This is a genomic window from Aeromicrobium sp. P5_D10 (assembly GCF_054049535.1).
In genome coordinates this window covers 431495-457295 of the sequence record NZ_JBFUME010000006.1, presented here as the reverse complement: position 1 = coordinate 457295, position 25801 = coordinate 431495, and the positions used below count along the sequence as shown (strand labels likewise).

The following is a 25801-nucleotide window of genomic DNA, read 5'->3' as shown; positions in this document are numbered from 1 at the left end:
GGGGCGGACGAAGAACTCGGCAAGAAGCTGCGTGCCGAAGAAGAAAAAGCCTGGAACGCGACCCGGCTGAAAATGAGCCGCCGCGGTGATGGAACCACCCGGGGGACGTTCACGATCCCGACCGCCGACGCCGACACCCTGCGGGCGGCGATCGAAGGAATCATCGCCCCACGCCGCAACACGCTCAACGCCCAGAAGTACGGCATGGATATTGATGACTTCACCAACCTGCCCCGCGACCACAAATTGGGCCACGCGTTCATCGAACTCATCAACCATTTGCCCACCGGGGCGTTGCCCATGGCCGGTGGCCTCGCCGCCACGGTCGCCGTCACGATCGATATCGATGACCTGCGCACCGGCCAAGGCACCGCGACCACCACCTCCGGTACCGATGTGTCAGCGGCCAAAGCCCAACGGATGGCCTGCAATGCACACCTCGTCGCCTTGTACCTGGACTCAGACTCCCAGGTCATCGACCACGGCATGACCCGCCGACTCTTCGACCGCCACCAGAGGCTCGCGCTCGCCGTTCACGACGGCGGCTGCGTCTGGGCAGGATGCAACAGGCCCCCAGCGTGGTGCGAAGCCCACCACTTGGACTTCTGGTCCGAAAACGGACCCACCGACCTCGACAACGCCGCCCCGTTGGTCCGGTCCCTGAGCCTGTCGAAGGGCCATCATTTCAAACTCCACGAAGGCCAATGGACCGCCCGCAAAGCCGCTGACGGCATCGTCGAAGTCATCCCACCCCCACACATCGACCCCCAACAAAAACCCCGCCGACACGCCAGATACACCCAACAACAACCCCGCGCCGCCTAAACGCACCGGGCAGGAAAGCTTCAGGCCCTACTCCCGGTCCGGGGAGTAAATCCGGCAAGAGTCGGATGAGACCTCAGCCAAGCTGTTACCTCAACAAGGCACTGCTCCGCCTCCGCACGGTCATCGACGATGAAGCGTGCGCCATCTTCGCCAACCGCGTCGGTGTGTGCGGAAGTTCGCAATTCCACCATCCACCGTCCGCGGAAAATGAGCTTGTTGCTGATGAGCCCGACGATTCCGAACAACCCTGGAAGAATCGATGTCCACGAATCCAGACCCGAGAAGCGAACGAGCTTCAGTCCGCCCCGAGGGTAGATTCTGACTGCCGGTCCATCATTCAGGTTGATCCACTCAGACTCGCGCTGCATGGGACGAAGGTAGCCGATCCTTTCGAGGCCCAAAGCGACGCCGCGCCACACTGAGGCTGACAGCACTCCCCACCACAGCTGCCCCAAGCTCAACCCGTCGGGCGATCATCACCGCGCGGATGATGTCGGCCGGTCGCGCTGCGTGTCCTGAGCCCATGACGGCCCGGTGCTCGATGCGATTGCCGTAGTACTGATTGATGCCGCCCAACCGGATTCCGAGCGCTCCCGCAAATGTCGACTCGACGACTCCCCCGTTGGGACTCGGATGACTCGCCGCATCACGCCGCCAGGTCTGCCACGCCTCGCGTCCGCGGCTCGGCACGGCCACGATCGTCAACAGACCGGCCAACCGAGAACCGGGCAGATTCATCAGGTCGTCCAGTCGCGCCGATGCCCAGCCGAAGTTCTCATATCGCTGATTGTGGTGGCCCACCATCGCGTCAAGGGTGTTGGCCGCCCGATAGGCCAGCAGGCCCGGAACGCCGGCTACGGCACCCCAGAGCAGCGGCGCCACGACCGCATCTGAAGAATTCTCGGCAAGCGATTCGATGACAGCCCGCGACACTTCTGACTCGTCCAGCTCTGAGGTGTCACGGCCCACGAGATGTGTCAACCGTTGCCGGGCGCCCGGCAGATCGTCGCGATCGAGATGGCCATGCACTGCGAGCGCCTCACGCTCCAGCGAACGTCCACCCAGCACAGCCCACGTCGACAGCGCGACCACAGCGATCCTGCCCCTGCGACCGCTGGCCCGTTCAGCGACGAGCCCCGTCAAGGCCGCCGCACCGACCAGGCTTGCGCAATGCGCGACGCCGCGTGACCGCGAGTCCGCGTACGACCGGCACTCAAGCCGCGACGCGACCTGACCGAATCCCGCGACCGGGTGGAAGCGTCGCGGATCGCCGAACAGCCGATCGGCCAGGAACCCCAAGGCGAGTCCCGCAGCGCGGGCCTTCACAGCACCAGGTCCAGCGCCGTCAACAGGCGTTCGGTCGTAGCCTCATCGCGCACCGCGATCCGAACCCAACTCTTGTCCAGCCCCGGAAATGTGTCAGCGCGGCGTACCGCGACGCCCTCGGCACGCAACGCACCGTGCACGCCTTCACCGACCTGCGCCAGCACATATGACGCTGCCGAGGGCACGAACCTGATGTCGCGATCCGACAGTCCTGACTCCAGCAGCTCACGCCAGTCACCGATGGTCGCGGCGCGAACCTGGGCCTCCCGCACCGCTTGCTCCCCCGAGCATGCCGTCATCGCGGCGATCGCCGGCGTCGATACCGACCACGGGGTCTGTTGCCCGGCCAACTCAGTCACCAGCACACGGTCACCGACCACGTATCCAGCCCGGATACCGGGCATCGACCAGTGCTTGGTCAGACTCCGGATCACGATCACACCGTCCAAGGTCGTCCCGGCCAGCGACTCAGTCTCACCTGCCACCGCATCCATGAATGCCTCGTCGACGACGATCACGCGGCCAGGGCGTCGCAGTGCCAGGATCTGCTCTGCAGGATGCAGGACGCCGGTCGGATTCATCGGATTGCCGATCACGACCAGGTCGGCGTCGGCCGGCACAGCGTCCGAGTCGAGCGCGAAGTCATCCCTCGGATCGCACAGCACGGAACTCACAGAGCAGCCGGCTCGCTCCAATGCGGCATGTGGTTCGGTGAACTGTGGGTGGACCACGACAGGACGCTTCCACGGCCGCATGCCTGCCACCAGAGTGAAAGCCTCGGCGGCGCCGGACGTCGGCAGCACCTCGCTGGTCGCCCGTCCATGCAGCGCAGCAAGCGCGCGGCGAGCCGGGGCTGCATCGGGATATGAGTGTGAGTCATCGATCGCATCGTGCAGGGCTTGACTCAGCCACGCAGGACGTTCCCCTGCGTAGACGTTGACCGCGAAGTCGAGCAGACCCGACGTCGCCTCCACGTCGCCGTGGTGCAGCAACGGATCGCCGTTCTCCTCACGTCCGGGCGAAGTGAAGACTTCGGCTCGATGGGCCGCATCTGCGAACCGCTGGGCGAGGTGCGGGTGTCCGGCCCAGTGCACGTGAAGATAGGACGCATGCCAGTTATCGCCGGTGAATCCTGTCGGCTCACCGTCGATCTCCCACGCCGGTCGACCACCATGAACCGGCGTCGTGGCGGTCCGATGAAACTCGTGGCCCGTCACCCGCTCGCCGGCGCGGGTCAGCAAGGAGTCCGACGGCGCGACGGCGGACGGATACCGCAGTGTCAGGCGTTCGGACATCGCCGCGTCAGCTGGCAACACCCCGGCCATGCCGACACCGTCGAGGGAGTCGGACAGATACAACAGTCCAGCGCACTCGGCGACCGTCGGAATCCCTTGCGCCACCGCAGCTCGGACATCAGCCATCAAGCTGGAGTTGGCTGCCAGCTCGGCCGCATGCACCTCCGGGAAGCCACCCCCCAGATAGATGGCTCTCGTGCCGAAAGGTAGCTGCTGGTCCGACAAAGGGTCGAACGTCACGACCCGGCAACCCGCTGCGGTGAGCAACTCTGCCGTCTCCGCGTAGTGGAACGTGAAGGCCTGCCCCCCGGCCATGGCAACGACCGGTCGGTCGTCGCCGATCGCGTGCACCTGCTCCCCGGGTTGCCAGGCAGCGCCGTCGAGGCCGGGCGCCTCACGCGCGACGTCGAGGAGCACGCTCAGATCCAGGTGCTGAGCTACCGCCAGGCCAAGCCGATCGACGAGTTCCTCGGCACCGGAACGTTCAGCAGCCGGCAGCAGACCTAGGTGACGCGACGGCGTCGAGAATGCGTCATCGCGCGGCAGCACACCCAGGACCGGAAGCCCGACGCGATCCATCGACCGGCGGATCTCGTGTTCATTGCGCGACGATCCGACCCGGTTGAGCACGACTCCGGCAACGGACACCTCGCGGTCGTACGCAGTCATTCCCGCCGCGATGGCTCCTGCTGAGCGCGACATCCGGGCTACGTCGATGACCAGTACCACCGGGCTCGACGTCAGCTTGGCGACGTGAGCGGTCGAGGAGAAGCCGTCGGTGCCTATCTGCCCGTCATGCAGACCCATGACGCCTTCGATGATCGCAATGTCTGCAGGCACAGGGCTAGCGGCTCCGTGCAACAGCAGGGGGACGATGCGGTCCTCCCCCACGAGGTGCGGATCGAGGTTCCGGCCTGGCCGACCCGAAGCAATCGAGTGGTAGCCCGGATCGATGTAATCGGGACCTACCTTGTGGCCGCTGACCTCATGGCCCGCGTGACGTAGCGCCGCCATCAGGCCCGTCGCCACCGTGGTCTTGCCCTGTCCGGTGCTCGGTGCGGCAATCACCAGACGAGGCAGAACCGTCACAGGCGGAGTCACCACTCGATGCCTCTCTGGCCCTTCTGCCCCGCATCCATCGGGTGCTTGACCTTGGTCATCTCGGTCACGAGATCCGCGAGCTCGATGAGCTTGGGATCGGCCCTTCGCCCAGTGATCACCACGTGTTGGAATCCGGGACGGTTGACCAGCGTCTCGACGACGTCGTCGACATCGACCCAGCCCCAGTTGATCGGGTAGGTGAACTCGTCGAGGATCAACAGGTCGTGGGTCTCGTCGGCCAGACGACGTTTGATCTCCTGCCAGCCCTCAGCGGCGGCAACCGCGTGATCCTCGGCATCGCCCTGCTTCCGGGTCCATGACCAGCCGGCGCCCATCTTGTGCCATTCGATCGGACCGCCCTCGCCAGTCTGCTCGTGCAGTTGGCCGAGTCGTTCCAGCACGGTCTGCTCACCGATGCGCCACTTGGCCGACTTGACGAACTGGAACACGCCGATCTTCAGACCCTGGTTCCAGCTGCGGAGCCCCAGCCCGAAGGCCGCGGTGGACTTGCCCTTGCCATCGCCCGTATGCACCGCCAGAAGCGGACGATTGCGGCGTTGCCGGGTGGTCAGACCGTCGGCGGGCACGGCAACCGGTTGTCCCTGCGGCATCAGGCTGCTCCTCGTTCGTGGCCACTGTGCGGTTGGCCACTGTGCGGTTGGCCACTGTGCGGTTGACCGATGTGAGCCTGGACCGACTGATGCAGCGTCTCCGCGCTCACATCGTCAACTGGCAGGTATTCGGCGCCCATACGTTCGGCGAGTGCGACTGCCAGTCCGAGTCGCATCGGACCACGCTCGCTGTCGATCACGACCGTCGTGACGCCGAGTGCTGCGATCTCGTCGGCTGCCTGACGCGATCGAGCGACCGCGTCAGTGCCTCCGGTGGCACGACCGTCCGTCACGACGATGAGCAGTGGACGCCGGCTGGGATCGCGCAGGCTCTCGCGCCTGATCACCCGGGCTGCCTCGAGCAGGCCTTCTGCGACGGGCGTACGACCACCGGCAGGCAACTCGTCGAGCCGTGCGGCCGCGATGTCGACGGACTGTGTCGGCGGCAGAGCGACCTCGGCGCCCAGGCCACGGAAGGTCACAAGACCGACCTTGTCTCGGCGCCGATAGGCATCGAGCAGCAGCGCGAGAATCGCGGTCTTGACCTCGGTCATCCGCTTACGGGCCGCCATGGAGCCTGACGTGTCGACGCAAAACAGCACGAGATTGGATTCGCGACCTTCGCGCACTGCGAACCGCAGGTCCTCGGCGTGCAGTGCGACCTTTCCGTTCTGTTGACGATCGGCCTGCTTGCCGGCCGCGGCCATCAGCGTCTCGACCAGGTGCAGCGAACCTGACGGTTCTTGGGTCACCCCAACCCGCCGTCCATGCGAGGTGATGGCGCGGCTGCGCCGTCCCGCGGCTCCGTGGCCGGTTCCGCGTACCGTCAGCGCTTTGGGCCGCCAGGCAGGTGTGCTGGCAGAGACGACCGATTCGTTGCTCGCACTGGTAGGCGGCGCAGGCTGCTGGGCCGGAGCATCTTGAGGTTCGGCCGGTGCAGAGTCGTCACTAGGACCGTCAGGCTGATCGCCCCCATCCTCGCTCTCACCCGGTGGCGAGGGCTCAGGCTCCGGTTCCGGTTCGGGCTCCGGCGGCGGTTCAGGAGGGAGTTCCTCATCACCCAGGATCTGGTCGAGCAACTCCTCATCGAGGCCCGGAGCGTCGAACGGATTACGACGCCGACGGTGCGGCAGTGCCAACAACGCTGCGCGGCGGATGTCTTCGCGTGCCACCTCGTCCCGTCCGTTCCAGGCAGCGTGGGCGACAGCGGTTCGGGCGGTCACGATATCGGCGCGCAGACCGTCGACCTCGAATGCCGCGCACACTTCTGCGATCTTCAACAGCGCCGCGTCGGTGAGTTCCACGAACGGCAACCGAGCCCGAGCTGCGTCGATCCGCTCGGTCAACGCGTGATCAGCGGCCTCGAACTGTTTGACGAATGCAGCGGGGTCCAGATCGAAGCTCATCCGTCGGCGTACGACCTCGGCCCGCAGGTGAGGCTCACGCACCGCCGACACCTCGACCGTCAGACCGAAACGGTCGAGCAGCTGCGGCCGTAGCTCACCTTCCTCGGGGTTCATCGTCCCGATCAGCACGAACCGCGAGGCGTACTCGAGCGAAACGCCGTCACGCTCGACCGTCACTCGGCCCATTGCCGCCGAATCGAGAAGCACGTCGACCAGGTGGTCGTGAAGCAGGTTGACCTCGTCGACATAGAGCAGGCCGCGATGCGCCGCGGCAAGCAGACCGGGTTCGTATTCGACCTTGCCGTGCGAGAGCGCTCGTTCCAGCTGGATCGAACCCAGCACCCGGTCCTCGGTCGCTCCGACCGGCAGTTCGACCAGCCGGGCGGGCCTCACCGTCGTCGGGTGATCGGATGCGAACGGGCCGTCGGGTGAGGCCCCGGCAGCGTCGGCCGGATCGATCGAGAACCGGTCCGCGGCGAACACCTCGACCGGCGGGAGGACCCCGGTCATGGCCCGCACCGTGGTCGACTTCGCCGTACCCTTCTCGCCACGCACCAGGACGCCGCCGATGTGGGGCGAGACCGCATTGAGGATCAGGGCCAGGCCCATGTCGTCGAGCGCATCGCTCTGACAGCCGAGTACGGCAGAAAAGGGATATTGCAGTGGCATGGAGGCTCCCGCTCGATTCGCCGTCGGCTGATTACGCCGAAACTGTGGTCAGGCGCGGGGCCGGTCTTCGGACTTATCAAGTCCCCCAGATTGCAGGGGCCTGACTCACCGCAGCGGGCCTGTGTCGGACTCTCACCGACTTCCCAGATTCTCCCCTCAGATCTTCCGCACCGTTTCCGATGCCTGGACCCTTGGGGCACCTCGTGCCGCTCATGACGATAGCGTGGCGAGCAATGTTGGCCACCGATCCCCCCTCTGCTTCGACATCTCTGAGCGTCATCGGCATCGGCGCGGGCGGCTGGGACGATCTGCCCCAGGCGCATCGACGAATCGTCCTCGGAGCCGCAGTGCTGATCGGCGGCGGACGTCATCTGTCGATGGTTCCGTCAGTCACCGGGCAGCGCCGCGAGACCTGGCCTTCGCCCCTTCGCGAGCAGCTCGCCCCGTTCATCGCGGATCTCGTGAGCGGACCGGTCGTTGCGCTTGCCTCCGGCGATCCTCTGATTTCTGGCATCGGCACGACACTGATCGATCTTCTGGGAGCCGATCACGTGACAGTGCACCCCGCTGTCTCCTCGGTGTCCTTGGCACGGGCCCGGCTCGGCTGGTCGTCCGAGTCCTGTGTCGTGGTCAGCGTCGTAGGACGTGACCCGGCCCGAATCCTGCGCGAACTGGCGCCGGGTCGACGTCTGATCGTGCTGTCGTCAGATCAGGACACCCCCGGACGGATCGCTGCACTCCTCGTCGAGACCGACTACGGCGACAGCACCCTGCAAGTCCTCGGCAACCTCGGCTCAGCGGAGGAAACGCATGTCACCGCCAGCGCCCAAGCCTGGTGCGATACGGCTCCCCGGCTCAACATCATCGGAATCGAGCTGTCGGGCCCGCGCAAGATGGGCTGGACGACAGGACTGCCCGACGACGTCTTCGACAACGACGGCCAGCTGACCAAACGCGATATCCGCGCTTCGGCTTTGGCGCGTCTGTCTCCGACGCCCGGCGAACACCTGTGGGACGTCGGCGGTGGCGCCGGATCAGTCGGCATCGAGTGGATGCGGGCTCATCCGAGCTGTTCGACCACCGCTGTCGAATCAGACGCCGACCGCGCTGGCCGCATCGGACGCAATGCCTCCCGGCTCGGCGTTCCCGATCTGCATGTCGTGACCGGACGGGCGCCAGAGGCCCTGTCGGGTCTCCGCCGCCCCGATGCCGTGTTCATCGGTGGTGGGGCCACCGCGCCCGGCGTCATCGAAACCTGCCTCGCCGCGCTCACGCCCGGCGGACGCATCGTCGTCCACGGCGTGACGCTCGAGACCGAACAGGCCCTCGCCGAGGCCTATCGCACGCACGGCGGAGAGCTGACTCGCCTCACGATCGAGACGGCGTCACCCCTGGGCGGGTTCACCGGCTGGACCCCCGCCCGCACCGTCACTCAGTGGTTCCTGACGCTGCCCGCTTGAGTCTGCGCGACCGCGACGGCGCGTAAAGATAGGACTCGCCGCCTGTCTCGGGCGACAGTGCGTGTCCGACCAGGATCACAGCGGCCTGACGTAGACCGGCAGCCTCGACACTGTCGGCGATCGTCGACACCGTCCCACGTAGAATCTGCTGCTCGGGCTGGCTGGCCCGGTAGACCACGATGACAGGGCACTGCTGCCCGTAGTCGGTCTCAAGTTCGGCCATGACCTCACGGATCCTGGTGATGGCCAGATGCAGTGCGAGGGTGGCCCTGGAGGCCGCGAAATGAGCGAGGCTCTCGGTCGCCGGCATGGCAGTCGATCGTGCCTGTACCCGGGTCAACACGACTGACTGGGCCACATGCGGCACCGTCAGTTCTCGGCCCACCGCCGCCGCCGCAGCTGCGTAGGCGGGGACGCCCGGCGTGACATCCCATGGAACGTCTGCCGCATCCAGGCGGCGGGTCTGCTCGGCCAGTGCGGAGTAGATCGACAGATCTCCCGAAGCCAGGCGCACGACGTCGTGCCCGTTGGCGTGGGCGGCGACAAGATGCGCCGTAATCTGGTCGAGGTCCAGACTCTGGGTGTCGATCAGCACCGCGTCTGCCGCGACATGGCTCAGGACGTCGGGGTCGAGATAGGTGCCGGGGTACAGCACGACGTCGGCGCTCGCCAGCAGCTTGGTGGCCCGGACGGTCAACAGATCGGCCGCTCCTGGGCCGGCCCCGACAAAATGCACTGTCATCGGCTGCCTTCCACGAACTCGGTCCCCACGAATCGTGGCGTCCACACGCCGGCCGGACTGACCCGAGTGCCCTCGGCACCGACGATGATCAAACACAGCATGTCGATGCTGGCCGGGTCGAGTTCGCCCAGCGTCGTGACGGTCAGCGACTCCTCCGCGCGACCGATATCGCGGCCGACGATCACGACGGTGTCGGGCTTGCGGTGCTCCAGCAAGACATCGCGCGCCGTGAAGATCTGCTGGGTACGCGATCGTGAGGCGGGGTTGTAGATCGCCAGCACGAGATCGGCCTCCGCGATGGCACGGAGCCGTTTCTCCACAACGTCCCAGGGCTTGAGCCGGTCGGACAACGAGACGACAGCGAAGTCACCGCCGATCGGCGCCCCCGCCCTCGCGGCGACCGCCTGCACGGCGCTGACCCCCGGTATCACCCGGATCGCGACACCGCGATAGGCCACGTCTTCGGCCGCCTCGAACACGGCCGATGCCATACCGAACACACCCGCGTCTCCCCCAGATACGACCGCGACCTTGTCACCGGCCAGCGCCAGATCCAACGCCAGACGGGCACGATCGACCTCGACGGTGTTGCCAGAGGCGTGCCGAGTCAGCCCCACACGTTGCGGTACCCGGTTGACGTACGGCCCGTAACCGACGACGTGGTCGACCTCCGCGAGTACCTGCGTGGCCTCCGGAGTCAGCCAATGATCCGGGCCGGGGCCTAGGCCGACGACCAGTACTTCGGGCCGCTCAGCCGATGCCTGGACCTCCGTCACCGGCGATTCGGCAGCCGCTCGCGACCGTGAGCCGTGCCGCGAGTCGCCGGTCAGCACGATCAGCGAGAAATACGGCACCGACGCGGCATCGACCTGGGCGACGGGTTGCCAGAGCTCTTCGGGCATCGACGCACGTTCGACGTACAGCGCGTCATCGAGTCGTCCTGCCGCCTCCAGCGCCCGGCGAACGGCGGGGAACGTCCGGCCGAGCTTCATGATGATCGCCGCGTCGGTATCGGCAAGCCGGCGGGCCAGCTCCGCTTCAGGCAGCGTCCCGGGCAGCACTGTGAGCACATCGGTCTGGCGCACCAGCGGTGATGCGGTCGTCGCCGTAGCCGCCAGGAAGGCCGGCACACCAGGCACGATCTCGGTGGGAAACCGGTCAGCCAGGCGATCGTGCATGTACATGTAGGAGCCATAGAACAGTGGATCGCCCTCAGACAGCAGGACGACCGAACGGCCCTGGTCTAGATGGACGGCCAGACGCTGCGCCGATTCTTCGTAGAACTGCGCCAGTGCGCCGACGTAACCGCCCACATGGTCGGTGCTCCCGGTCGTGACGGGATACGTCAACTGCTCCTCGATGACACCGCCTGGGAACAGCTCAGCGGCGATGCGGCGCGCATTCGACTCCTTGCCGACACCAGCGTGATACGCGATGACGTCGGCATTCTCGATGAGCCGGGCGGCCTTGCGCGTGATGAGCTCGGGATCGCCGGGGCCGACGCCGACGCCGTAGAAGTGACCGGTCATTCCTTCTCCTGGGCAAGAGCGTTGAGGGCTGAAGAGGTCATGGCCGATCCTCCGCGGCGTCCCAACACAGTGACGAACGGGATGTCGATGCCATGGTCGTCCGCGAAGGTCGTCATCGCGTGTTTGGACTCGGCCGCACCGATGAATCCCACCGGACAAGCCACAATCGCTGCCGGACGCGGTGCTCCGTCGATCAGCATCTCCAGCAGGTGGAACAGTGCAGTCGGCGCATTTCCGATGGCGACGACCGCGCCGTCCAAGTGCGGCTCCCACAGTGAGACGGCCGCCGCAGTGCGGGTCGTCCTCCACTGTTCGGCGAGGGCGGGGACCTGCGCCTCGTTCAGCATGCACAGCACAGCGTTGTCTGCCGGCAACCGGCTGCGCGTCACGCCTTTGACCACCATCGTCGCATCGCACAGGATCGGCGCCCCGGCACGCAGCGCGGTACGTGCGGCAGGCACAAGTCGATCATCGACCACGAGATCGCCCACCAGGTCGACTTGGCCGCTGCCGTGGATCATCCGTACCGCAAGCTTCTCGGCGTTGGGCGGAACCAACGACAGGTCTGCTTCGCGCCGGATCATGGCAAATGAGTCGTCGTAGATCGCCGGGCCACGATCGATATAGGCGTAGTGACGCGATGGACGCTTCAGTTCGGTCATGGCTGCTCCTCAGGAACGAGAACGCCGCGCCACGGCGTGATGATCACGCCAGGAGCGGAGCTGGTCAGTGCGTGGATCGTCATCCGATCGAGTCCGGCCTCGGTGACAGCTTGGTGCCGGCCTCCCGGGACGTCACCGTAGGGAAGCGGTTGCGACGGCGGCGGGATCCGCATGTCTGGGAGAGCGGACGTCGTCAGTGGTTCAGTGAGCTCGGCGACGTGCCACGCCGCGGTGGCTCCAGTTCCCCGTCGTTCGACGAACTGCTCAGCGAGTTCGACGAGGCGCGCTGCCGCCGCATCCAACGAGATGACCTCGCTCCAGCCGGAGCCGACTCGAAGCTGTACGAGTTCGTGGTCGATCGCGACGAGTCCGAGATCGCAACTGCGGTCGATCAGATCCCCACGCCCGTCGTCGAGCACGAACAGGAACCGTCCGGGCAGGTCGGCCAAACGCGGCGATGACAGTAGCCGCTGATCGAGTTCCACGGCGCTCCCACGCAGATCCGCGCGTCCGCCCGCCAACCCGGTCTGGGGCGAGACCATCACATTGCGTATCAGCTCGTGGCTGCGGCTCGGCAACAGTCCGGTGCTCTCAAGTGCGGATATCACTTCTGCCGGAAGCCCGTCCTCCGCCTGTGGCAGGCCACGCAGTTGGAGATTGGCCCGCGACGTCAGGTGGACTCGACCGTCGCCGTAAGTCCCGGCCACGTCCGCGAGCGCTTCTAGCGAGGACGTCGCGACATGCCCGCCGATCAGGCGTAGACGCACCAGCATGCCGTCGTCTGCGCGCCACGGGCGCAGCGCTCCCGGGCACCGATCCGCACGGCTGCGGTTGGAAGACATCGCGCCAACCCATCTGGTCTCCGGGCCCGTCCGCGAGGCCGCCTGTGACCTGGCGGCGGTTGCCGCTAGGGCCAGCAGGTCTTCGGACTCGGGATCACGCGGGCCGAAGCGCCTTCCCGGACGTGTGTCCAGTGGCTGCGACTCAAGAGCCGCGTGCTGGCCCGTCACCCTCACCGCTGCGCGTCAGCTCCGGATTCTCACCGGATTCCCTGACTCCACGAGGTGGAGAAACTGGCGCGCCCAGCATAACCCCGCCGTTACGGACCGATGGCGGCACCGTCCGCTCAGCCGACGCTGGGCACGGCATCGTTCGTGATGTGTACCGATTCCGCGAAGTTGGCGATCTGCTGATTTCCCCAGCCGAGACCGTCCCAGACTTGGATGACCAGGAACGTCCCTGATGCTTGCTCGACAAACAGCGTGCGGGTGTCACCGGCGCCCTTCATGTGCGCGATGACTCCCTCCTGGTCTCCTACTTGGACGCGGTCCAGCTTGACGCCGCTCGGCACGCCGGTGTCGGACTGTGTGGAAACCGCAATCGTGCCCTCAAGACTCGTCATGCCTTCCACCACATCGCCTTGTTCAGCATCTTTCGGCGCCAAGGTGAGCAGCCCGCGAGTGTCATCCCTGATCTGCCAACCGGCCGGAACCATGTCGAGGACGTAGCCCGTCGGCTGCTTGCCGCTGTACGACACCAGCTCAATGGCAGAACCTGACTGCGGCGGTGCGGCAGCTGTGATTCCCGGCGCATCCGGATCGGTCGGTGACGCGGTCGGGGCCAAGATCGCGAAGGTCCCTATCGCGGCGGCCGCCACCAACGTCGACCCGACGCCGAACCGGCCGGCACGGCGTCGGCGCATGACTCGGCGGGCGCGGGCCAGGTCGGCATCGGCGACCGAGGGGGTCGGATCGTGGGACAGCCCGGCGGCCTCATGCATCAGCGTACGAAGATCGGTCATGACAAGCTCCTGGTGATCGGTGTTGCCAGCGCGACGGCCGGCGGTTCGGGGGTCCTGGGGGCCGTGACATCCAGGACGTCACGTAGTTGGTCGAGCGCCCGTGACGTCTGGCTTTTCACGGTTCCGTGCGAGCAGTTCAGTGCATCGGCTGTGTCGGCGACGCTCATATCGTGGAAGTACCGGTAGACCAGCGCAGCCCGCATACGCGGTGGCAGATTGCCCATCGCTTCGTGCAGGGCATCGATTCTCTGCGACCCCGCGTCGGGTTCCCCCGACTGGCGCTCCGGCATCACGGACAATGTGCGTTCGCGGCGCCGCCACGGTCGGCGGTGCTCGTCCATCAACGCATTGGCCAGCGCACGACGGACGTACCCTTCAGGCTTGGTCGCCTTCTGGAACAGCGGCCACGACAAATAGAGCCGGGTCAAGGTCGACTGCACGATGTCTTCGGCCAGATGCTGATCACCTGCCGTCAGAAGCGTCGCGGTACGCAGCAGCTCAGCACGACGAGCCAGCACATAGGCATGAAACTCCTCGTCGCGCGAAGATTTCATACGCTTTCCTTTGATCTCATGCCCCTATGACGGATGACGACCACGTCGAGGTTGCATCGACACCGAACTTCCGTCCGGAAGCGAATCCGGTGCCAGTAGTCTCCTGGGCGTCGACAACATGCAAAGGACCCACATGACCAACACCGCCGACCTGGGCCCGGTTGAGCTCTCGTTCCACGACAACGTCGCCGTCATCACACTCGATGATTCGGATCATCGCAATCCGTTGAACGACGCGATGGTCGCCGCGATCGGGCAGGCCTTCGATCTGGCCGAGTCGCGACCAGAAGTCAATTGCGCTGTCATCACCGGGCGCGGGCGAGCATTCTGCGCTGGCGCGGAGCTTCGCGTCCTGGAGGATTCGGTGAACGGCGACTTCACCGGCGTCGACACCGTCTATGACGGATTCCTGCGGGTGTTGCGATCGCCTCTGCCCACCATCGCAGCAGTCAATGGACCGGCCGTGGGTGCCGGCATGAACCTTGCTCTTGCCTGCGATATCCGCCTCGCGGGTGATCGGGCCAAGTTCGACACCCGGTTCACCGATCTGCGTCTGCACCCGGGAGGCGGCCACACCTGGCTGCTTGCCCGTGCGGTGGGTGATCAACGGGCTACTGCTGCAGTGCTGTTCGGAGATCAGTGGGACGCCGCCGGAGCCGAAGCTGACGGGTTGGTGCTCCGGGTGGTTCCCGGCGATGAGCTCGTGGCACACGCGATCTCCTTCGCCCAGCGCATCGCGACGGTCGGCCGTCCCCTCGTCGAACGCCTGATCGGCACGTTGAGGTCCGCCCGCGAAGTTCCCACGCATGCCGAAGCGTTGGCGCTGGAGACCGCCGCTCAACGCTGGTCGGTCGGCGAACCCGAGTTCGTCCGGACCGTCCGGGCCCTGCGCGAAAGTATCTCCGGCGGGGCCAAGTAACCGGGTTATCGTCGGAAATCAGCCCGATTCGTGTGACCTTCACCACTTTTACAACGGTGAACGGGTGGGTCAGACGGCCGAGCCCCTCAGGGTCTGCGTACTATCAGGTGGCTTCATGTCATGGAAGCCCACCGCACGCGAGCCGAATCTGCCCCCGCGTGCGTCACTCCAGCATCAGGGGCGGAACGGGACAGTCATTTTCCGCGCAACCTGCGCTTGGGGCCACTCTCAGGTCCGACAGACTCCCATCTCGTAGGCATATCGAGGGAAATATGCGCAGTATCAACCGGGCACTCATCGCCCTGCTTGCAGCCGTCCTGATGTCAGGGCTCGTCATCGGCTCGACGTCGACCTCGGCTTCGGCGCTCAGCAAGTCCAAGACCAACAAAGTGATCAAGAAGGCGGCCGCGCTCAAGGGCAGCCCGTACAAGTGGGGCGGGACGACGCCGAAGGGCTTCGACTGCTCCGGCTACACCCAGTACGTCTTCAAGAAGGCGATCCACAAAAAGATCCCTCGCATCGCCGGTGACCAGGCCAAGAAGGGCAAGAAGGTCAAGAAGGGCGACAAGCGACGCGGCGATCTGATCGTGTTCTACGACGGCGGTTACGCGTACCACGTCGGCATCTACGCCGGTAAGGGCAAGATCTGGCACGCGAGTCGTCCGGGCAAGCCCGTGAAGAAGGAAAAGATCTGGACCAGCGGCTACAAGGTCCGCCGCTTCTAGCTCACAGACCTCGAACGCCCCGCCAGGATGTGCTTGCGGCGGGGCGTTCGCAGTTCACAGCGTCCTGCGCGAACCTATCGCGCCGGCCATGAACAGCAGCAGCGCTGACAGGACACTCAGGAGGGCGATCAGCGCGATGAAACCGTCGGTCGGCATCGCACCGAGATCCCACTCCTCCGCCGGCCTCTTGGCAGCCTGCCAGAAGCCGACGAAGGTCAACACGGCGCCGGTCACGGTCAAGATGCTGCCGGCCGCGTCGATCACTTGTGATGACACACCCACGAGCGACCTGCGCACCATGGCCGAGGCGATGACCCCGCCCATGCCGCACGCAGCCGTGATGATGCCACCGACCGACACCCACAGCGACGACGGGAAGTCTGCTCGCAGGCAGATGACCACCAGACATGCGGACAGGCCGACGACCACAGGAATCAAGATCGCCAGTGCTAGTCGGTCATTGCCGCTGTGATGGGGGAACCATCGAGATGTCATTGGCTTCACGTCGCAGATGATGGCACAACGCTTGCCGTCCGTGTCCCCGAGAGGGCACGATCGTGCCATGACCAAGTACCTCATCTCGTTTCCCAGTGAAGCCATGGTGCTGACCGACGAGGAGTTTCCGATCGTCGTGGCCGAGTCACATGCCGTGATCGAGGAAGCGAAGGCCGCCGGCGTCTATGTGTTCGGTGGCGGGATCGACGATTCGATTGCTCCGGTCCTGGTGTCCGCAGATGGATCAGTGGGTACCGAGGTCGAGACCGAACTCGATGGCGGATTCGCGGTCTTGGAACTGCCGACGCGCGAGGACGCAGTGGAGTGGGCGAGCAAGATCGCGGCCGCATGCCGCTGCCCACAGGAACTGCGCGAGTTCGGTTACGACCCGGCGAGCTAGCTCCGGCGGCCAAGGCGTCTAGGGCACCAGGTTCCAGAAAAGATCTTTCCCGAGTTGGTCAAGCGCCGATTCGTCATGCGTGAGGCCGACATAGCCGCTCTCTTCATGAGTGAAAATATCCGCGGCCTCATGGGCCTGCTCCAGCAGCCCGGTCACCCAGGCGCGTTGATGTTTGTAGACCACGACTCGGACGCCCTTGCGAACCAGCGCAATCGCGACATCGGCGAGAGCCTGGCGCTCCCCCTTCGTCGCCGCCTCCGATGCGACGTCCTCATCCCAGGCCTCGTCGCCAGAAATCAGCAGCCTCTCCAGCTGCGGCATACGCAGCAGGAATGAGCCGTCCGCGCCTCCCAGATCCAGACGGAGCCGTCGCACACCGAGCTTGGTGAGGGGCGTCAGGTCGGCGTGGCGGGTGTTACGAGTCAGGTGCAGCTCGGTCAACTCGTGCAGGTTGAGGAGCGGCCCAACCCCAAGGAGGCCCGGAGAGCCCTCGGCACCGATTCGGAGCGTGCGCAGTTCGGTACATTCGGCAAGAGGCGAGAGATCCGCCCCGCCCGTGAGCACCACATCGAGGCTTGTCAGACCTCGTACCGCCCCGATCCCTTCGATACTGGGCGCGAGACCGAGATCGAGGGTGTACGGCGCCTGCCGGAACATTTTGGCGGCGAATTCTCGGCGGTCGAAGCGTCTCCATGCCTGGTGCAGTTCTTTGAGCACCGCGTCGGGATAGCTGTCTTCTGCGTACTGACCGAGCACTTCCAACGCGCGCGGCGTCCCGAGTGCACCGAGAGCTCGAATAGCGGCGACTCGCGCTGCGGCCTTCTGGCCCACGTACGGCGCCAGGACGGCGACGTCAGAGTCTGGATGGGCAGCCAACCATGCCTTGACCTCCGAAGCCTTCTGCGGCGGTTGGAGTTCTGTCTGGGCGCTGCCTTGCGACGGTGCACGTGAAGCGTCGCCGGCCGCGCCTGCCGCGTGTTTGGCCGCGGCCCGCTGGATCGTCCGCAGGAGCCTTTGCGCGTATTCCAGATCGCCGACCTTGCCGGCGATTCGATCCACGACACTGATGTCCGCGCGAGCGGCCAGAGTCAACAGCGCCCAAAACTTCTGGGAGTCAAAGTCGGTGATGAGTGCTTCGTCCTCGACCACGGCAAGCGCTGCCAGTTCGACGTCCGGCGCGCCGGTCGTCTTGGCTGTGCCCTTGACCGCATTCGGGAAGTTCGAATAGCTGTTGATCTTGCTGAGCAACGCCTTGGCGACGTCGTCGCCGAGGCGCGATCTAAGGGCAGTTTCGATCATCTCGTCGTACATATCCATTGGTGGCAGACGTCCCCTCCGTGTCGCGGCCTCGGCCGGCCGACTCCCAGCACCCGCGACGCTACAGACTCAGCGCAAAGCCTGGCAGCGACCTTGGCCATGAGCTCACCCTCGGAGGTCGCTGGTCAGTCCCTGAATGTCGCCTCGATGATGCACGACCTCGTGAACCGTGTGGGTGGCCACCCACGACAGCCGACGAGTCCGAGGCTCGGGGTAGTTGTAGAGCATCGTCCGGGTCCACTCGGAGGCCGAAAGCTGTTCCCATGTGTGTGCGAGCCAGTCTGCGACCAAGACGACCTCACCTGCGGCCCCGGCCAGCGTCAGGTTCTCGTACTCACCCCAAGCCACACGCTCGTCTCGTCCCATCGGAACCACCTCGACGCCGTTTTCGTGACGGGCGTTCAGTGTTCGTTCTCGCGTCACAACGAGCACGTCACGGACATGCCCGGCGTACTGAACCGCAGTCCAGGTCCCGTCGGGAATGGACGGCCGTTGCTGCCCGGTGGTCAAGGTCTCGGCAAGAACCCGAGCCTCACGGCGCAGCACCGACGGCGCGTCGAGACAGTTCAGCGTCCCGTAATCGTATTGGCAGTCGGGGCACCTCTGGTCCATGCGCACACCATCTCATGCACTCAATCCGCAACTTCACCGTCCTGGACCAAACAGCTCCAAGTTCTGCGTTCCGCAGATCCTGGAGCTGTTGCTAGTCACGGTGGGCGATACTGGGTTCGAACCAGTGACCTCTTCGGTGTGAACGAAGCGCGCTACCACTGCGCCAATCGCCCGTGTCGTGCGACCGAAACTCTAGCTCATCGTGTCACGCGACTGCGAGCCGGTACATCACGGATCGATGCCCTTGGCGGTTTCGCGTGCCCATATCTCCTGGACTTTCAGCGTGATCGGCCCCGGTGCCGGCAGCTCGCGACCGTCGACCTTGGAGATCGCCTGGACGTCGCGGGTCGTGCCGACCAGGATCACCTCGTCGGCCGTCTGCAGGACGTCGATCGGAGCGTCCTGCTCAACGACGTCGAGCTCGCCGGCACACCATTCGAGCACCAACGCACGGGTCACACCGGCGAGCGGTCCTGCCTCGAGCGTGGGGGTGATGAGCCGCTCCCCCACGACGTACATGATGTTGGAGCCGGTGCCCTCGCACAGCATCCCGAGGGTGTTGGGCATGACCGCCTCCGACGCGCCTCGGGCATGCGCGTGCTCGATCATCAGGGCGTTCTCGGCGTACGAGGTCGTCTTCAGACCTGACACCGCTCCGCGCTCATTGCGCGGCCAGGGCACTGTGAGGATCGTCGTTGTCGACGGCGGGCGGGTGACAGGCTCGGTGATGACGACCTGTGTCAGACCTGCGCTGCCTCGGGGTGACCCCAACGGGCCGATGCCTGACGTCACGGTGACGCGGATGCGTCCGAACTCGAGCTCCTGCCCTTCCATCGTCGCCGCGATCCCCTCGCGGATGGCGCCTACGTCGGGTGCGCCGATACCGAGCCCCTTCGCGGATCGCTCGAGACGGTCGAGGTGACGGGTCAGCGCGAACGGCTCCTGACGCTCGATTTTGATCGTCTCGAACACCCCGTCGCCGACGATCATGCCGTGGTCCAACGGCGAAATCGTCGGTTCCTCGGGAGATTTCAGCAGACGTCCATTGAGCCAAGTTCTCATGCCTCCACGCTACGCGGACCCCCCTGTTGGCGCCTCTGCAAGGATCGGCTAATGTTCTTTTCGGCCCGCCAAGCGGAGCCAGTGCGGACATAGCTCAGTGGTAGAGCATCACCTTGCCAAGGTGAGGGTCGCGAGTTCGAATCTCGTTGTCCGCTCGGAGAGGGTCTCTAAACCCATCCTGCGGTGGGTTGGCCGAGAGGCGAGGCAACGGACTGCAAATCCGTTTACACGGGTTCAAATCCCGTACCCACCTCGACATAACTGAATAAGCACGGGCGATTGGCGCAGTCTGGTAGCGCGCTTCCCTGACACGGAAGAGGTCACAGGTTCAAGTCCTGTATCGCCCACAATCAAAAACCCTCGGGAAACCGGGGGTTTTTGCTATTTCTCTCATCCTGCTCCCCCGGTCGCGTAGCATCACCGCGACCGATCCACTCAGATCCAAGGGATCACGTGAACTTCAAGCGCCTCACCACAACTGCGTTGGCAGCGAGCGTCATCGCTACCGGCTTGGCCGCCACCTCGATCATGCCGGCCGAAGCGGCCGCGAAGAATACTGTCCGCGCGACGCCGGCCAAGCCGATCATCAACGAGAAGTTCGCTGTCACCGGCAAACTCGGCACCTCGGTCAAGCGAAAGACCTACTTACAGTTCAAGTCAGCTGGAAAGTGGAAGACGACCGATACCGACCGGACCTCGGCGGCCGGGGCATACAAGTTCACCGGCCGCACCAAGGTCGACCGAGACTTCCGCGTGGTCGCACCGAAGACCTCGATCAAGGGAAAGACGTACAAACGCATCACTGGACCGACCAAGAGGATCAAGGTCGTCGAGCAGACAGCGACAATCAAGGTCTCCAACCCGACGCCGCGTGTAGGTGAAGTCATCAAGGTGACTGGCACCTTCACACCTGCACGCAAGGGTCGCAAGGTGGTAGCCGTGATCACTTTTGACGGGGGCTCATTCAATCTGGAGCCCAGGAAGCAAACCAGCTCAGGTCAAGCCGTCTGGCATGCGATTGCGGAAGCCGGCGATGTCGGACATCCTTCAGCCTTCGCAGCCCACGCAGATAGCTTTCATGGCGCCGCCAAGATCACGTCCCAGAAAGTCACCGTCACCGCGATCGAGTAAGCGAGCGCCCACGGGCCTGGGCCTCACAGCCAATGCCGCCGTTTGAACACCGCGAACAGCACCCCGCTGGTCACGACCATCGCGCCCAATGCCATGGGGTAGCCGATCGTCCAGCCCAGCTCCGGCATCGACTCGAAGTTCATCCCGTAGACCGTGCCGACCAGCGTCGGCGCGAACAGGATCGCGGCCCATGCGGAGATCTTCTTGACCTCTTCGTTCTGCTCCAGACTCGCCTCGGTCAGATGCCGCATCTCCTCGTTCTGACGCTGACCCACGAGGGTGCTCTGCACGCTCAGGGCGTTCTGGAGCAGCGCACGGAAGGCATCGGCCCGTTCCACCGCTCGGATGACGTGATCGTGGACGTCGCGCAGGCGCCGCTGCAGTTCGATCTCGACGGCATATTTGTCTAATCCGCCCTCCAGCGCCGCCAGCATCCCGAGTAGGGGGCGGGTCGCCCGCTGGAACTCGATGACCTCACGCGAAAGCTCGTAGATACGCCGCGACACATCCGGGTCACCGTTGAAGAGCTGGTCCTCGATCTCGTCGATGTCGTTCTCCAAGCCCGCGAGGACGGGGATGTACTCGTCGACGACCTGGTCCAAGATCGCGTAGAGGATCGCCTCCGGCCCCGCGCACAAGAGCTCCGGCGACTGCTCCAGACGGCGACGGACCCGGCGCAGGTCTGGCGACTCCGCATGCCTGACCGTCACGACGAAGCTCTTTCCGATGAAGACGTGAAGCTCGCCGAACTCCACCTTCTCGGTCGCATCGACGTACCGCGCCGGACGGAGCACCGCGAACAAGGTCGCGCCGTAGCGTTCGAGCTTTGGCCGCTGGTGGGCCGCGATAGCGTCGTCGACCGCCAACTCGTGCAGATCGAATTCCTTGGCGACCGAGCGGATCTCCGCCTCGCTCGGCCGGTACAGGCCGATCCACGCCATGCCGCTGCGCTTTTCGAGCAGCTCATAGGTCTCATCGAGGCTCGCTGGGTTCTCAGCGCGGAACCCGTCGACGTAGATCGCATTGTCGACGATGCTCAAACCGTCGTCGCGTGACATGACATCGACAGAGGTGGGGCGCCCGGTCGTGGCGCTGACGGGCGGCGTGGTGGCGGTTTCCTGATGCAGCCTGATGGCACGGCGGAGACGAGGAAAGGACATGAGGGATCTCCCAGAGCGTTCGAGGACCACACCTCGAGGACGCACCGCGAGCTACCGGCGATGCCTATCGACTCGATGTGGCGAGGTGATGAGCGATGAACTGCAATTCGGATACGGACTCAAGACCCTCACCTCCTCATGTCGGAAACGCTGCTGCACCCGGAAGATCGAGTGAGCTGTCCATGGCAGCATACCCGCGCGCGCAGAAGCGTCGTACAGTCGGAAGTGTCGCCCCCGTCGGCTTCCCCTGGAAGGCGGGGGCGACACCTGTGTCACCAGTTGGTCGACGAGTGTTCGCCCGGAGTTTGTGGACCTCGGCAGACCTGCTCCGTAACGTCGGAGACGAGCCGATTGGTCACGCACGATCGGTGCACAGCAGCAGAGCGGGACTTCCTCCAAGAGCCCGCCGCTGCGACTGAGTCCCTTTGGCCGCCCACCACCTCGGCCAAGGGACTTTGTCATGTTCACCCGGCACATCTCCCCCACTCGGTGGACAATCGACGCGTGACGCACAACGACATGTCCGATCGCCTCCATACGGAAGAAGATCTGGAGCGCGCCCGCGCGAACCCCTTGCTCACGCTGGGCCTCGACGATCCGTACGAGGGAATGTTCCGGATCAGCTTCACCAACGGCGACATCATGGCCCTGCAGGTCCGTGGCGAAGACACCGCCAGGTCGACCGCCGCCGAAGTGACCCGACTCTGCCGGTACGACTGGGTCCTCGAGAGCTATTCGACCGACAGTGGCTGGACCCAGGTGGACGGCGAGGCCTAGGCCTCGTCGAGCGGCCGCGGCTGACCCCAGCGCTGGTCCTCGACCGCCTGCTCGACGGCCGCGTTCAAAGCTGCTCCGATGAGCACCGAGATCGACAGGACGTACAACCACAACAGGACCGCGATCGGCGCCGCCAGAGGACCGTAGACCGACATCCCGCCGGTTGAGAAGCCCAACGCCCAGCGGACGAAATAGCTGCCGAGGATCCAGAAGATCAGCGTCAGCACTGCCCCCGGCATCCCGACGGCCCAGTTCTTCCGCACCGGCACGGCAAGGTGGTACAGCGTCGTGACGAAGCCGACCGACAGCACCAACACGGCCGGCCAGTAGAACGCCCTCAAGAACGACCATCGGTCCGACAGCATGTCGGCGGCGAATTCTGGACCTATCAGGACCATCGGCACCAGGACGATTCCGACCAGGAGCGCCACGACGTAGAGGCTGAACGACAGCGCCCGTGTCTTGAGGATGCCGCGGTGTCCCCCGAGACCGTAGATGATCGAGATCGTGTCGAGGAAGACGTTGAGCGCCCGCGAACCCGACCAGAGCGCCAACACGAAGCCGATCGAGATGACGTCGATTCGGCCCCCGTCCAGCACCTCGTCGAGCGTCGGCGCGATGACCTTGTCGACCGTGCTGTCGGTGAGCGCCTTCGACGCCAGATCGATGATCCGATCCTTCAGGACGTCGACCTGCGCGACGTCGTACCGCTCGGCGATGAAGCCGATCGTGCCGGCCAGACCGAAAACCAGCGGCGGGAGCGACAGGATCGCGAAGAACGCAGCTTCGGCCGCCAGCCCGGTGACCCGATAGCGAAAACAGCTGCTGATGGTCCGTGCAATGAGTCTGCGGACCGCTTCGGGGAATCCCGGTCGGTCTACCGGTTCCACCGCCATGCCTCTACCGTAGCGACATGGACCCCCTGCAACGCGAACCCGTGAACCAGGCCTCCCCTTTGGTTGGCTACAACGTCGCCACCGCCGACCAGGCATTGATGGATTCGGTGGCTGCCTTCGGAGGCGATAACTCCGCCGACATCGTCGAGGCGCTGACGCCGCTCGGGGCCCTCGCCGGCTCGGCGGAAGCGCGTGAGCACTGGCATCTGGCCAATGAGAACGAGCCTGTCCTGCGGCCGGTCGACCGATTCGGCAACCGCATCGACGAGGTCGAGTTCCATCCTTCGTGGCATTGGCTCATGAAACAGGGGGTCGGTTTCGGTCTGACAGCCGAGCCGTGGACGTCGACGAGTCCCGTCGCACATCTGCAGCGTGCTGCCGGGTTCATCGCCTGGGGTCAGGTCGAACAAGGACACATGTGCCCCATCACGATGACGTACTCGGTCATTCCGGCATTGCGTGTCGACGACGCGATCGCCAAGCAGTGGACGAGCGGTCTGTCCTCGCGGACGTACGACTTCGGCGTCCGCGAGCCCGATCAGAAGGCGGGCCTGCTGGCCGGCATGGGCATGACCGAGAAGCAAGGCGGATCCGATCTTCGCACCAATGCGACGGTGGCACGTCCCACCGAGACACACGGCGAGTACCTGCTGACGGGTCACAAATGGTTCACGTCGGCACCTATGAACGACGTGTTCCTGGTCCTCGCGCAAGCCCCTGAGGGCGTCACATGCTTCGTTGTGCCGCGTGTCCGTCCAGACGGCAGCCGCAACAATCTCGCGATCGTCCGGCTCAAGGACAAGCTCGGAAACCGATCGAATGCATCGAGTGAGATGGAGTTCGACGAAACCTGGGCCCTGCGTCTGGGCGATGAAGGTCGCGGCATCCGCACGATCATCGAAATGGTCTCGGCGACCCGACAGGACTGCATCCTCGGGTCGGCAGGAATCATGCGCAAAGCGGTGGCCGAAGCCGCCTGGCACACGTCGCGACGAGCAGCGTTCGGCTCGACACTGGCCCAGCAACCCGCCATGATCAACGTCCTGGCCGACCTGGCCGTCGAGAGCGAGGCCGCGACGATGGTCTCGCTACGGCTCGCGTCGGCCGTCGACAAGCCGAATGACGCCCACGAACAGGCACTGCGCCGGATCGGCCTGGCGCTTGAGAAGTTCTGGGTCTGCAAGCGGACCCCGTTCATGGTTGCCGAAGCGCTGGAATGCCTCGGCGGCAATGGATTCGTTGAAGAGTCGGGCATGCCGCTGCTGTTCCGCGAGTCTCCACTCAACTCGATCTGGGAAGGCAGCGGCAACGTCAATGCCCTCGACGTCCTGCGCGCGGTCTCACGTGCGCCGGAGAGTCTCGAGGCCTGGATCACCGAGGTGGGAGGCGTGCGCGGTGAGAACAAGCATCTCGACACGATGGTCGACACGGTTCTGACCGAACTGGCCGACCTGTCCGACATCGAATTGCGGGCCCGCCGCGTCGCCGGTCAGATGGCGGCGACCCTGCAGGGCGCCGTCCTGCTCAAGCACGGCGATCCTGCAGTGGCGGATGCATTCTGCGCCTCGCGACTCGGAGGCGACTGGGGTGGCACGTTCGGGACGCTCCCCCGCGGCCTGGACCTCGCGGGAATCGTCGCGCGCACCACACCGGTGCTGGACACCTGATGCCACGCCACCTGACGATCGCCGCCCTCACATCGGCGCTGACCACGCTTGTCGCCGCGCTGGCCCTGCGTGCCGCCGACGCAACTCTCGCGATCGCTGCGGTGGCGGCGCTAGCAGTGCTGTTCGCCTGGTACGCCCAACTGCATTCCGATGACGGCCAAGCGGCCGGCGGTCTGGTCAACCCTGCGTCGCTGATGACACTGGCAGTCGTCGGACGTCAACCGTGGGCGAATGTGTTGCCCCTCGTCGCCGCACACGTCGCGGGCGCAGTGATCGCCGGATTTGCCGTACTCGGCCTGGAAGACGAACTCGGCGACACCTTGATCTTTGCAGCACCCTCGCTCATCGTGGCGGCGATCGGCGCGGGTGTTGTCGGGTTGATCGGCGCATGGGCGACTCTCAGCGTCGACGGTGGTGGCCCTCAGGCGATGGCGGCGGTTCCGGCCGTCGTGGGCGGCGCGATTCTGCCCCTCGGGCTCATCGCGGTCTACCAACCGGCTGCGGTGCTGGGCCTGGCGACGGCGGGACTGGTGCCGTGGGATGTGGCTCTCGTCGCCGCCGGATCGATGCTTGTCGCCGCATTCGTGGGAGCCTATGCCGTCTCGGTGCTCGTACCGACTGAGTGAGTCGAGCCACAATCCACGCGGGTTTTCGCTGGG

At 65.3% G+C, this 25801-nt stretch carries 25 protein-coding genes, 4 tRNA genes and 2 riboswitches; of the genes, 12 read left to right on the top strand and 17 right to left on the bottom strand.

Going from position 1 to position 25801, the window contains the following annotated elements:
- A partial coding sequence (locus tag ACXJKC_RS14790) for a DUF222 domain-containing protein (protein WP_456697495.1) occupies positions 1-825 on the top strand: 825 nt, incomplete at its 5' end.
- A 351-nt stretch (positions 826-1176) separates the two neighbouring features.
- Here ACXJKC_RS14790 and ACXJKC_RS14785 read toward each other — a convergent pair.
- The 4 genes from ACXJKC_RS14785 to ACXJKC_RS14770 are packed head-to-tail and all read right to left on the bottom strand — an operon-like array spanning position 1177 to position 7227.
- Entirely contained in the window at positions 1177-2151 is a 975-nt protein-coding gene (locus ACXJKC_RS14785) for a cobalamin biosynthesis protein (RefSeq protein ID WP_456697494.1), read from the bottom strand.
- Complete coding sequence (locus tag ACXJKC_RS14780) at positions 2148-4535, bottom strand: cobyrinate a,c-diamide synthase (RefSeq protein ID WP_456697493.1); 2388 nt, start codon at positions 4533-4535, stop codon at positions 2148-2150. The genes ACXJKC_RS14785 and ACXJKC_RS14780 overlap by 4 nt, the downstream gene beginning before the upstream one ends.
- Positions 4536-4543: 8 nt before the next feature.
- Positions 4544-5158 (bottom strand): cob(I)yrinic acid a,c-diamide adenosyltransferase, encoded by a 615-nt coding sequence (gene cobO / locus ACXJKC_RS14775; RefSeq protein WP_456697492.1) that lies wholly within the window; start codon positions 5156-5158, stop codon positions 4544-4546.
- Positions 5158-7227: a magnesium chelatase subunit D family protein gene (locus ACXJKC_RS14770; protein ID WP_456697503.1), complete on the bottom strand. Its 2070-nt coding sequence runs from the start codon at positions 7225-7227 to the stop codon at positions 5158-5160. The genes cobO and ACXJKC_RS14770 overlap by 1 nt, the downstream gene beginning before the upstream one ends.
- Before the next feature lie 61 nt (positions 7228-7288).
- Positions 7289-7437: riboswitch (cobalamin riboswitch) on the bottom strand.
- 29 nt (positions 7438-7466) lie between these two features.
- On the opposite strand from ACXJKC_RS14770, the gene cbiE reads away from it, so the two are divergent.
- Positions 7467-8693 (top strand): precorrin-6y C5,15-methyltransferase (decarboxylating) subunit CbiE, encoded by a 1227-nt coding sequence (gene cbiE, locus ACXJKC_RS14765; RefSeq protein WP_456697491.1) that lies wholly within the window; start codon positions 7467-7469, stop codon positions 8691-8693.
- Here cbiE and cobM read toward each other — a convergent pair.
- The 6 genes from cobM to ACXJKC_RS14735 form a co-directional block, all read right to left on the bottom strand.
- Entirely contained in the window at positions 8662-9435 is a 774-nt protein-coding gene (gene cobM / locus ACXJKC_RS14760; RefSeq protein WP_456697490.1) for a precorrin-4 C(11)-methyltransferase, read from the bottom strand. The two genes, cbiE and cobM, sit on opposite strands and share 32 nt — an antisense overlap.
- Positions 9432-10964 (bottom strand): precorrin-2 C(20)-methyltransferase, encoded by a 1533-nt coding sequence (locus ACXJKC_RS14755; RefSeq protein WP_456697489.1) that lies wholly within the window; start codon positions 10962-10964, stop codon positions 9432-9434. The genes cobM and ACXJKC_RS14755 overlap by 4 nt, the downstream gene beginning before the upstream one ends.
- Positions 10961-11626: a precorrin-8X methylmutase gene (locus ACXJKC_RS14750; RefSeq protein WP_456697488.1), complete on the bottom strand. Its 666-nt coding sequence runs from the start codon at positions 11624-11626 to the stop codon at positions 10961-10963. Before ACXJKC_RS14750 ends, ACXJKC_RS14755 begins: the two co-directional genes overlap by 4 nt.
- A complete protein-coding gene (locus ACXJKC_RS14745; RefSeq protein WP_456697487.1) occupies positions 11623-12468 on the bottom strand; it encodes a nitrite reductase in 846 nt (281 codons plus the stop codon). Before ACXJKC_RS14745 ends, ACXJKC_RS14750 begins: the two co-directional genes overlap by 4 nt.
- 56 nt (positions 12469-12524) lie before the next feature.
- Positions 12525-12719, bottom strand: a riboswitch (cobalamin riboswitch).
- Between the two features lie 33 nt (positions 12720-12752).
- On the bottom strand, positions 12753-13427 hold the full coding sequence (locus ACXJKC_RS14740; protein ID WP_456697486.1) for a hypothetical protein: 675 nt from the start codon (positions 13425-13427) through the stop codon (positions 12753-12755).
- Positions 13424-13981, bottom strand: a complete 558-nt coding sequence (locus ACXJKC_RS14735) for a SigE family RNA polymerase sigma factor (RefSeq protein WP_456697485.1) — start codon at positions 13979-13981, stop codon at positions 13424-13426. Before ACXJKC_RS14735 ends, ACXJKC_RS14740 begins: the two co-directional genes overlap by 4 nt.
- Before the next feature lie 133 nt (positions 13982-14114).
- On the opposite strand from ACXJKC_RS14735, the gene ACXJKC_RS14730 reads away from it, so the two are divergent.
- Together ACXJKC_RS14730 and ACXJKC_RS14725 are read left to right on the top strand one after the other, a co-directional pair.
- On the top strand, positions 14115-14900 hold the full coding sequence (locus tag ACXJKC_RS14730; RefSeq protein ID WP_456697484.1) for an enoyl-CoA hydratase-related protein: 786 nt from the start codon (positions 14115-14117) through the stop codon (positions 14898-14900).
- A gap of 272 nt (positions 14901-15172) precedes the next feature.
- Entirely contained in the window at positions 15173-15625 is a 453-nt protein-coding gene (locus ACXJKC_RS14725; protein ID WP_456697483.1) for a C40 family peptidase, read from the top strand.
- Between the two features lie 54 nt (positions 15626-15679).
- Here the strand turns inward: ACXJKC_RS14725 and ACXJKC_RS14720 are convergent, their stop codons facing one another.
- Positions 15680-16120 carry a hypothetical protein gene (locus tag ACXJKC_RS14720; protein WP_456697482.1) on the bottom strand — a complete coding sequence of 147 codons (441 nt, stop codon included), beginning with the start codon at positions 16118-16120 and terminating at the stop codon, positions 15680-15682.
- Positions 16121-16187: 67 nt separating this feature from the next.
- On the opposite strand from ACXJKC_RS14720, the gene ACXJKC_RS14715 reads away from it, so the two are divergent.
- Positions 16188-16520, top strand: coding sequence for a YciI family protein (locus ACXJKC_RS14715; RefSeq protein WP_456697481.1), 333 nt, complete (start codon positions 16188-16190; stop codon positions 16518-16520).
- A gap of 18 nt (positions 16521-16538) precedes the next feature.
- Here ACXJKC_RS14715 and ACXJKC_RS14710 read toward each other — a convergent pair whose 3' ends face one another.
- The 4 genes from ACXJKC_RS14710 to ACXJKC_RS14695 form a co-directional block, all read right to left on the bottom strand.
- A complete protein-coding gene (locus ACXJKC_RS14710) occupies positions 16539-17819 on the bottom strand; it encodes a hypothetical protein (RefSeq protein ID WP_456697480.1) in 1281 nt (426 codons plus the stop codon).
- A 123-nt stretch (positions 17820-17942) separates the two neighbouring features.
- Positions 17943-18449 carry a DinB family protein gene (locus ACXJKC_RS14705; RefSeq protein ID WP_456697479.1) on the bottom strand — a complete coding sequence of 169 codons (507 nt, stop codon included), beginning with the start codon at positions 18447-18449 and terminating at the stop codon, positions 17943-17945.
- Between the two features lie 101 nt (positions 18450-18550).
- Positions 18551-18622, bottom strand: a tRNA-Val gene (locus ACXJKC_RS14700).
- A 55-nt stretch (positions 18623-18677) separates the two neighbouring features.
- On the bottom strand, positions 18678-19511 hold the full coding sequence (locus ACXJKC_RS14695) for an aminotransferase class IV (protein ID WP_456697478.1): 834 nt from the start codon (positions 19509-19511) through the stop codon (positions 18678-18680).
- Positions 19512-19594: 83 nt separating this feature from the next.
- On the opposite strand from ACXJKC_RS14695, the gene ACXJKC_RS14690 reads away from it, so the two are divergent.
- The 4 genes from ACXJKC_RS14690 to ACXJKC_RS14675 all read left to right on the top strand — a co-directional run bounded on the left by ACXJKC_RS14690 (position 19595) and on the right by ACXJKC_RS14675 (position 20642).
- A tRNA-Gly gene (locus ACXJKC_RS14690) sits at positions 19595-19666 on the top strand.
- A 27-nt stretch (positions 19667-19693) separates the two neighbouring features.
- A tRNA-Cys gene (locus ACXJKC_RS14685) sits at positions 19694-19764 on the top strand.
- 20 nt (positions 19765-19784) lie between these two features.
- A tRNA-Val gene (locus ACXJKC_RS14680) sits at positions 19785-19858 on the top strand.
- A 106-nt stretch (positions 19859-19964) separates the two neighbouring features.
- Positions 19965-20642, top strand: a complete 678-nt coding sequence (locus tag ACXJKC_RS14675; protein ID WP_456697477.1) for a hypothetical protein — start codon at positions 19965-19967, stop codon at positions 20640-20642.
- Positions 20643-20665: 23 nt separating this feature from the next.
- Here ACXJKC_RS14675 and ACXJKC_RS14670 read toward each other — a convergent pair whose 3' ends face one another.
- Positions 20666-21802: a magnesium and cobalt transport protein CorA gene (locus tag ACXJKC_RS14670; RefSeq protein ID WP_456697476.1), complete on the bottom strand. Its 1137-nt coding sequence runs from the start codon at positions 21800-21802 to the stop codon at positions 20666-20668.
- Positions 21803-22306: 504 nt separating this feature from the next.
- Here ACXJKC_RS14670 and ACXJKC_RS14665 point away from each other — a divergent pair.
- Positions 22307-22579 carry a hypothetical protein gene (locus ACXJKC_RS14665; protein WP_456697475.1) on the top strand — a complete coding sequence of 91 codons (273 nt, stop codon included), beginning with the start codon at positions 22307-22309 and terminating at the stop codon, positions 22577-22579.
- Here ACXJKC_RS14665 and ACXJKC_RS14660 read toward each other — a convergent pair.
- Positions 22576-23475 (bottom strand): YihY/virulence factor BrkB family protein, encoded by a 900-nt coding sequence (locus ACXJKC_RS14660; protein ID WP_456697474.1) that lies wholly within the window; start codon positions 23473-23475, stop codon positions 22576-22578. The genes ACXJKC_RS14665 and ACXJKC_RS14660 overlap by 4 nt on opposite strands.
- Positions 23476-23492: 17 nt before the next feature.
- Here ACXJKC_RS14660 and ACXJKC_RS14655 point away from each other — a divergent pair, with 17 nt between their 5' ends.
- Together ACXJKC_RS14655 and ACXJKC_RS14650 are read left to right on the top strand one after the other, a co-directional pair.
- Positions 23493-25142: an acyl-CoA dehydrogenase family protein gene (locus tag ACXJKC_RS14655; RefSeq protein ID WP_456697473.1), complete on the top strand. Its 1650-nt coding sequence runs from the start codon at positions 23493-23495 to the stop codon at positions 25140-25142.
- Positions 25142-25768 (top strand): hypothetical protein, encoded by a 627-nt coding sequence (locus ACXJKC_RS14650; protein ID WP_456697472.1) that lies wholly within the window; start codon positions 25142-25144, stop codon positions 25766-25768. Before ACXJKC_RS14655 ends, ACXJKC_RS14650 begins: the two co-directional genes overlap by 1 nt.
- The last annotated feature ends 33 nt before the right edge of the window (positions 25769-25801 follow it).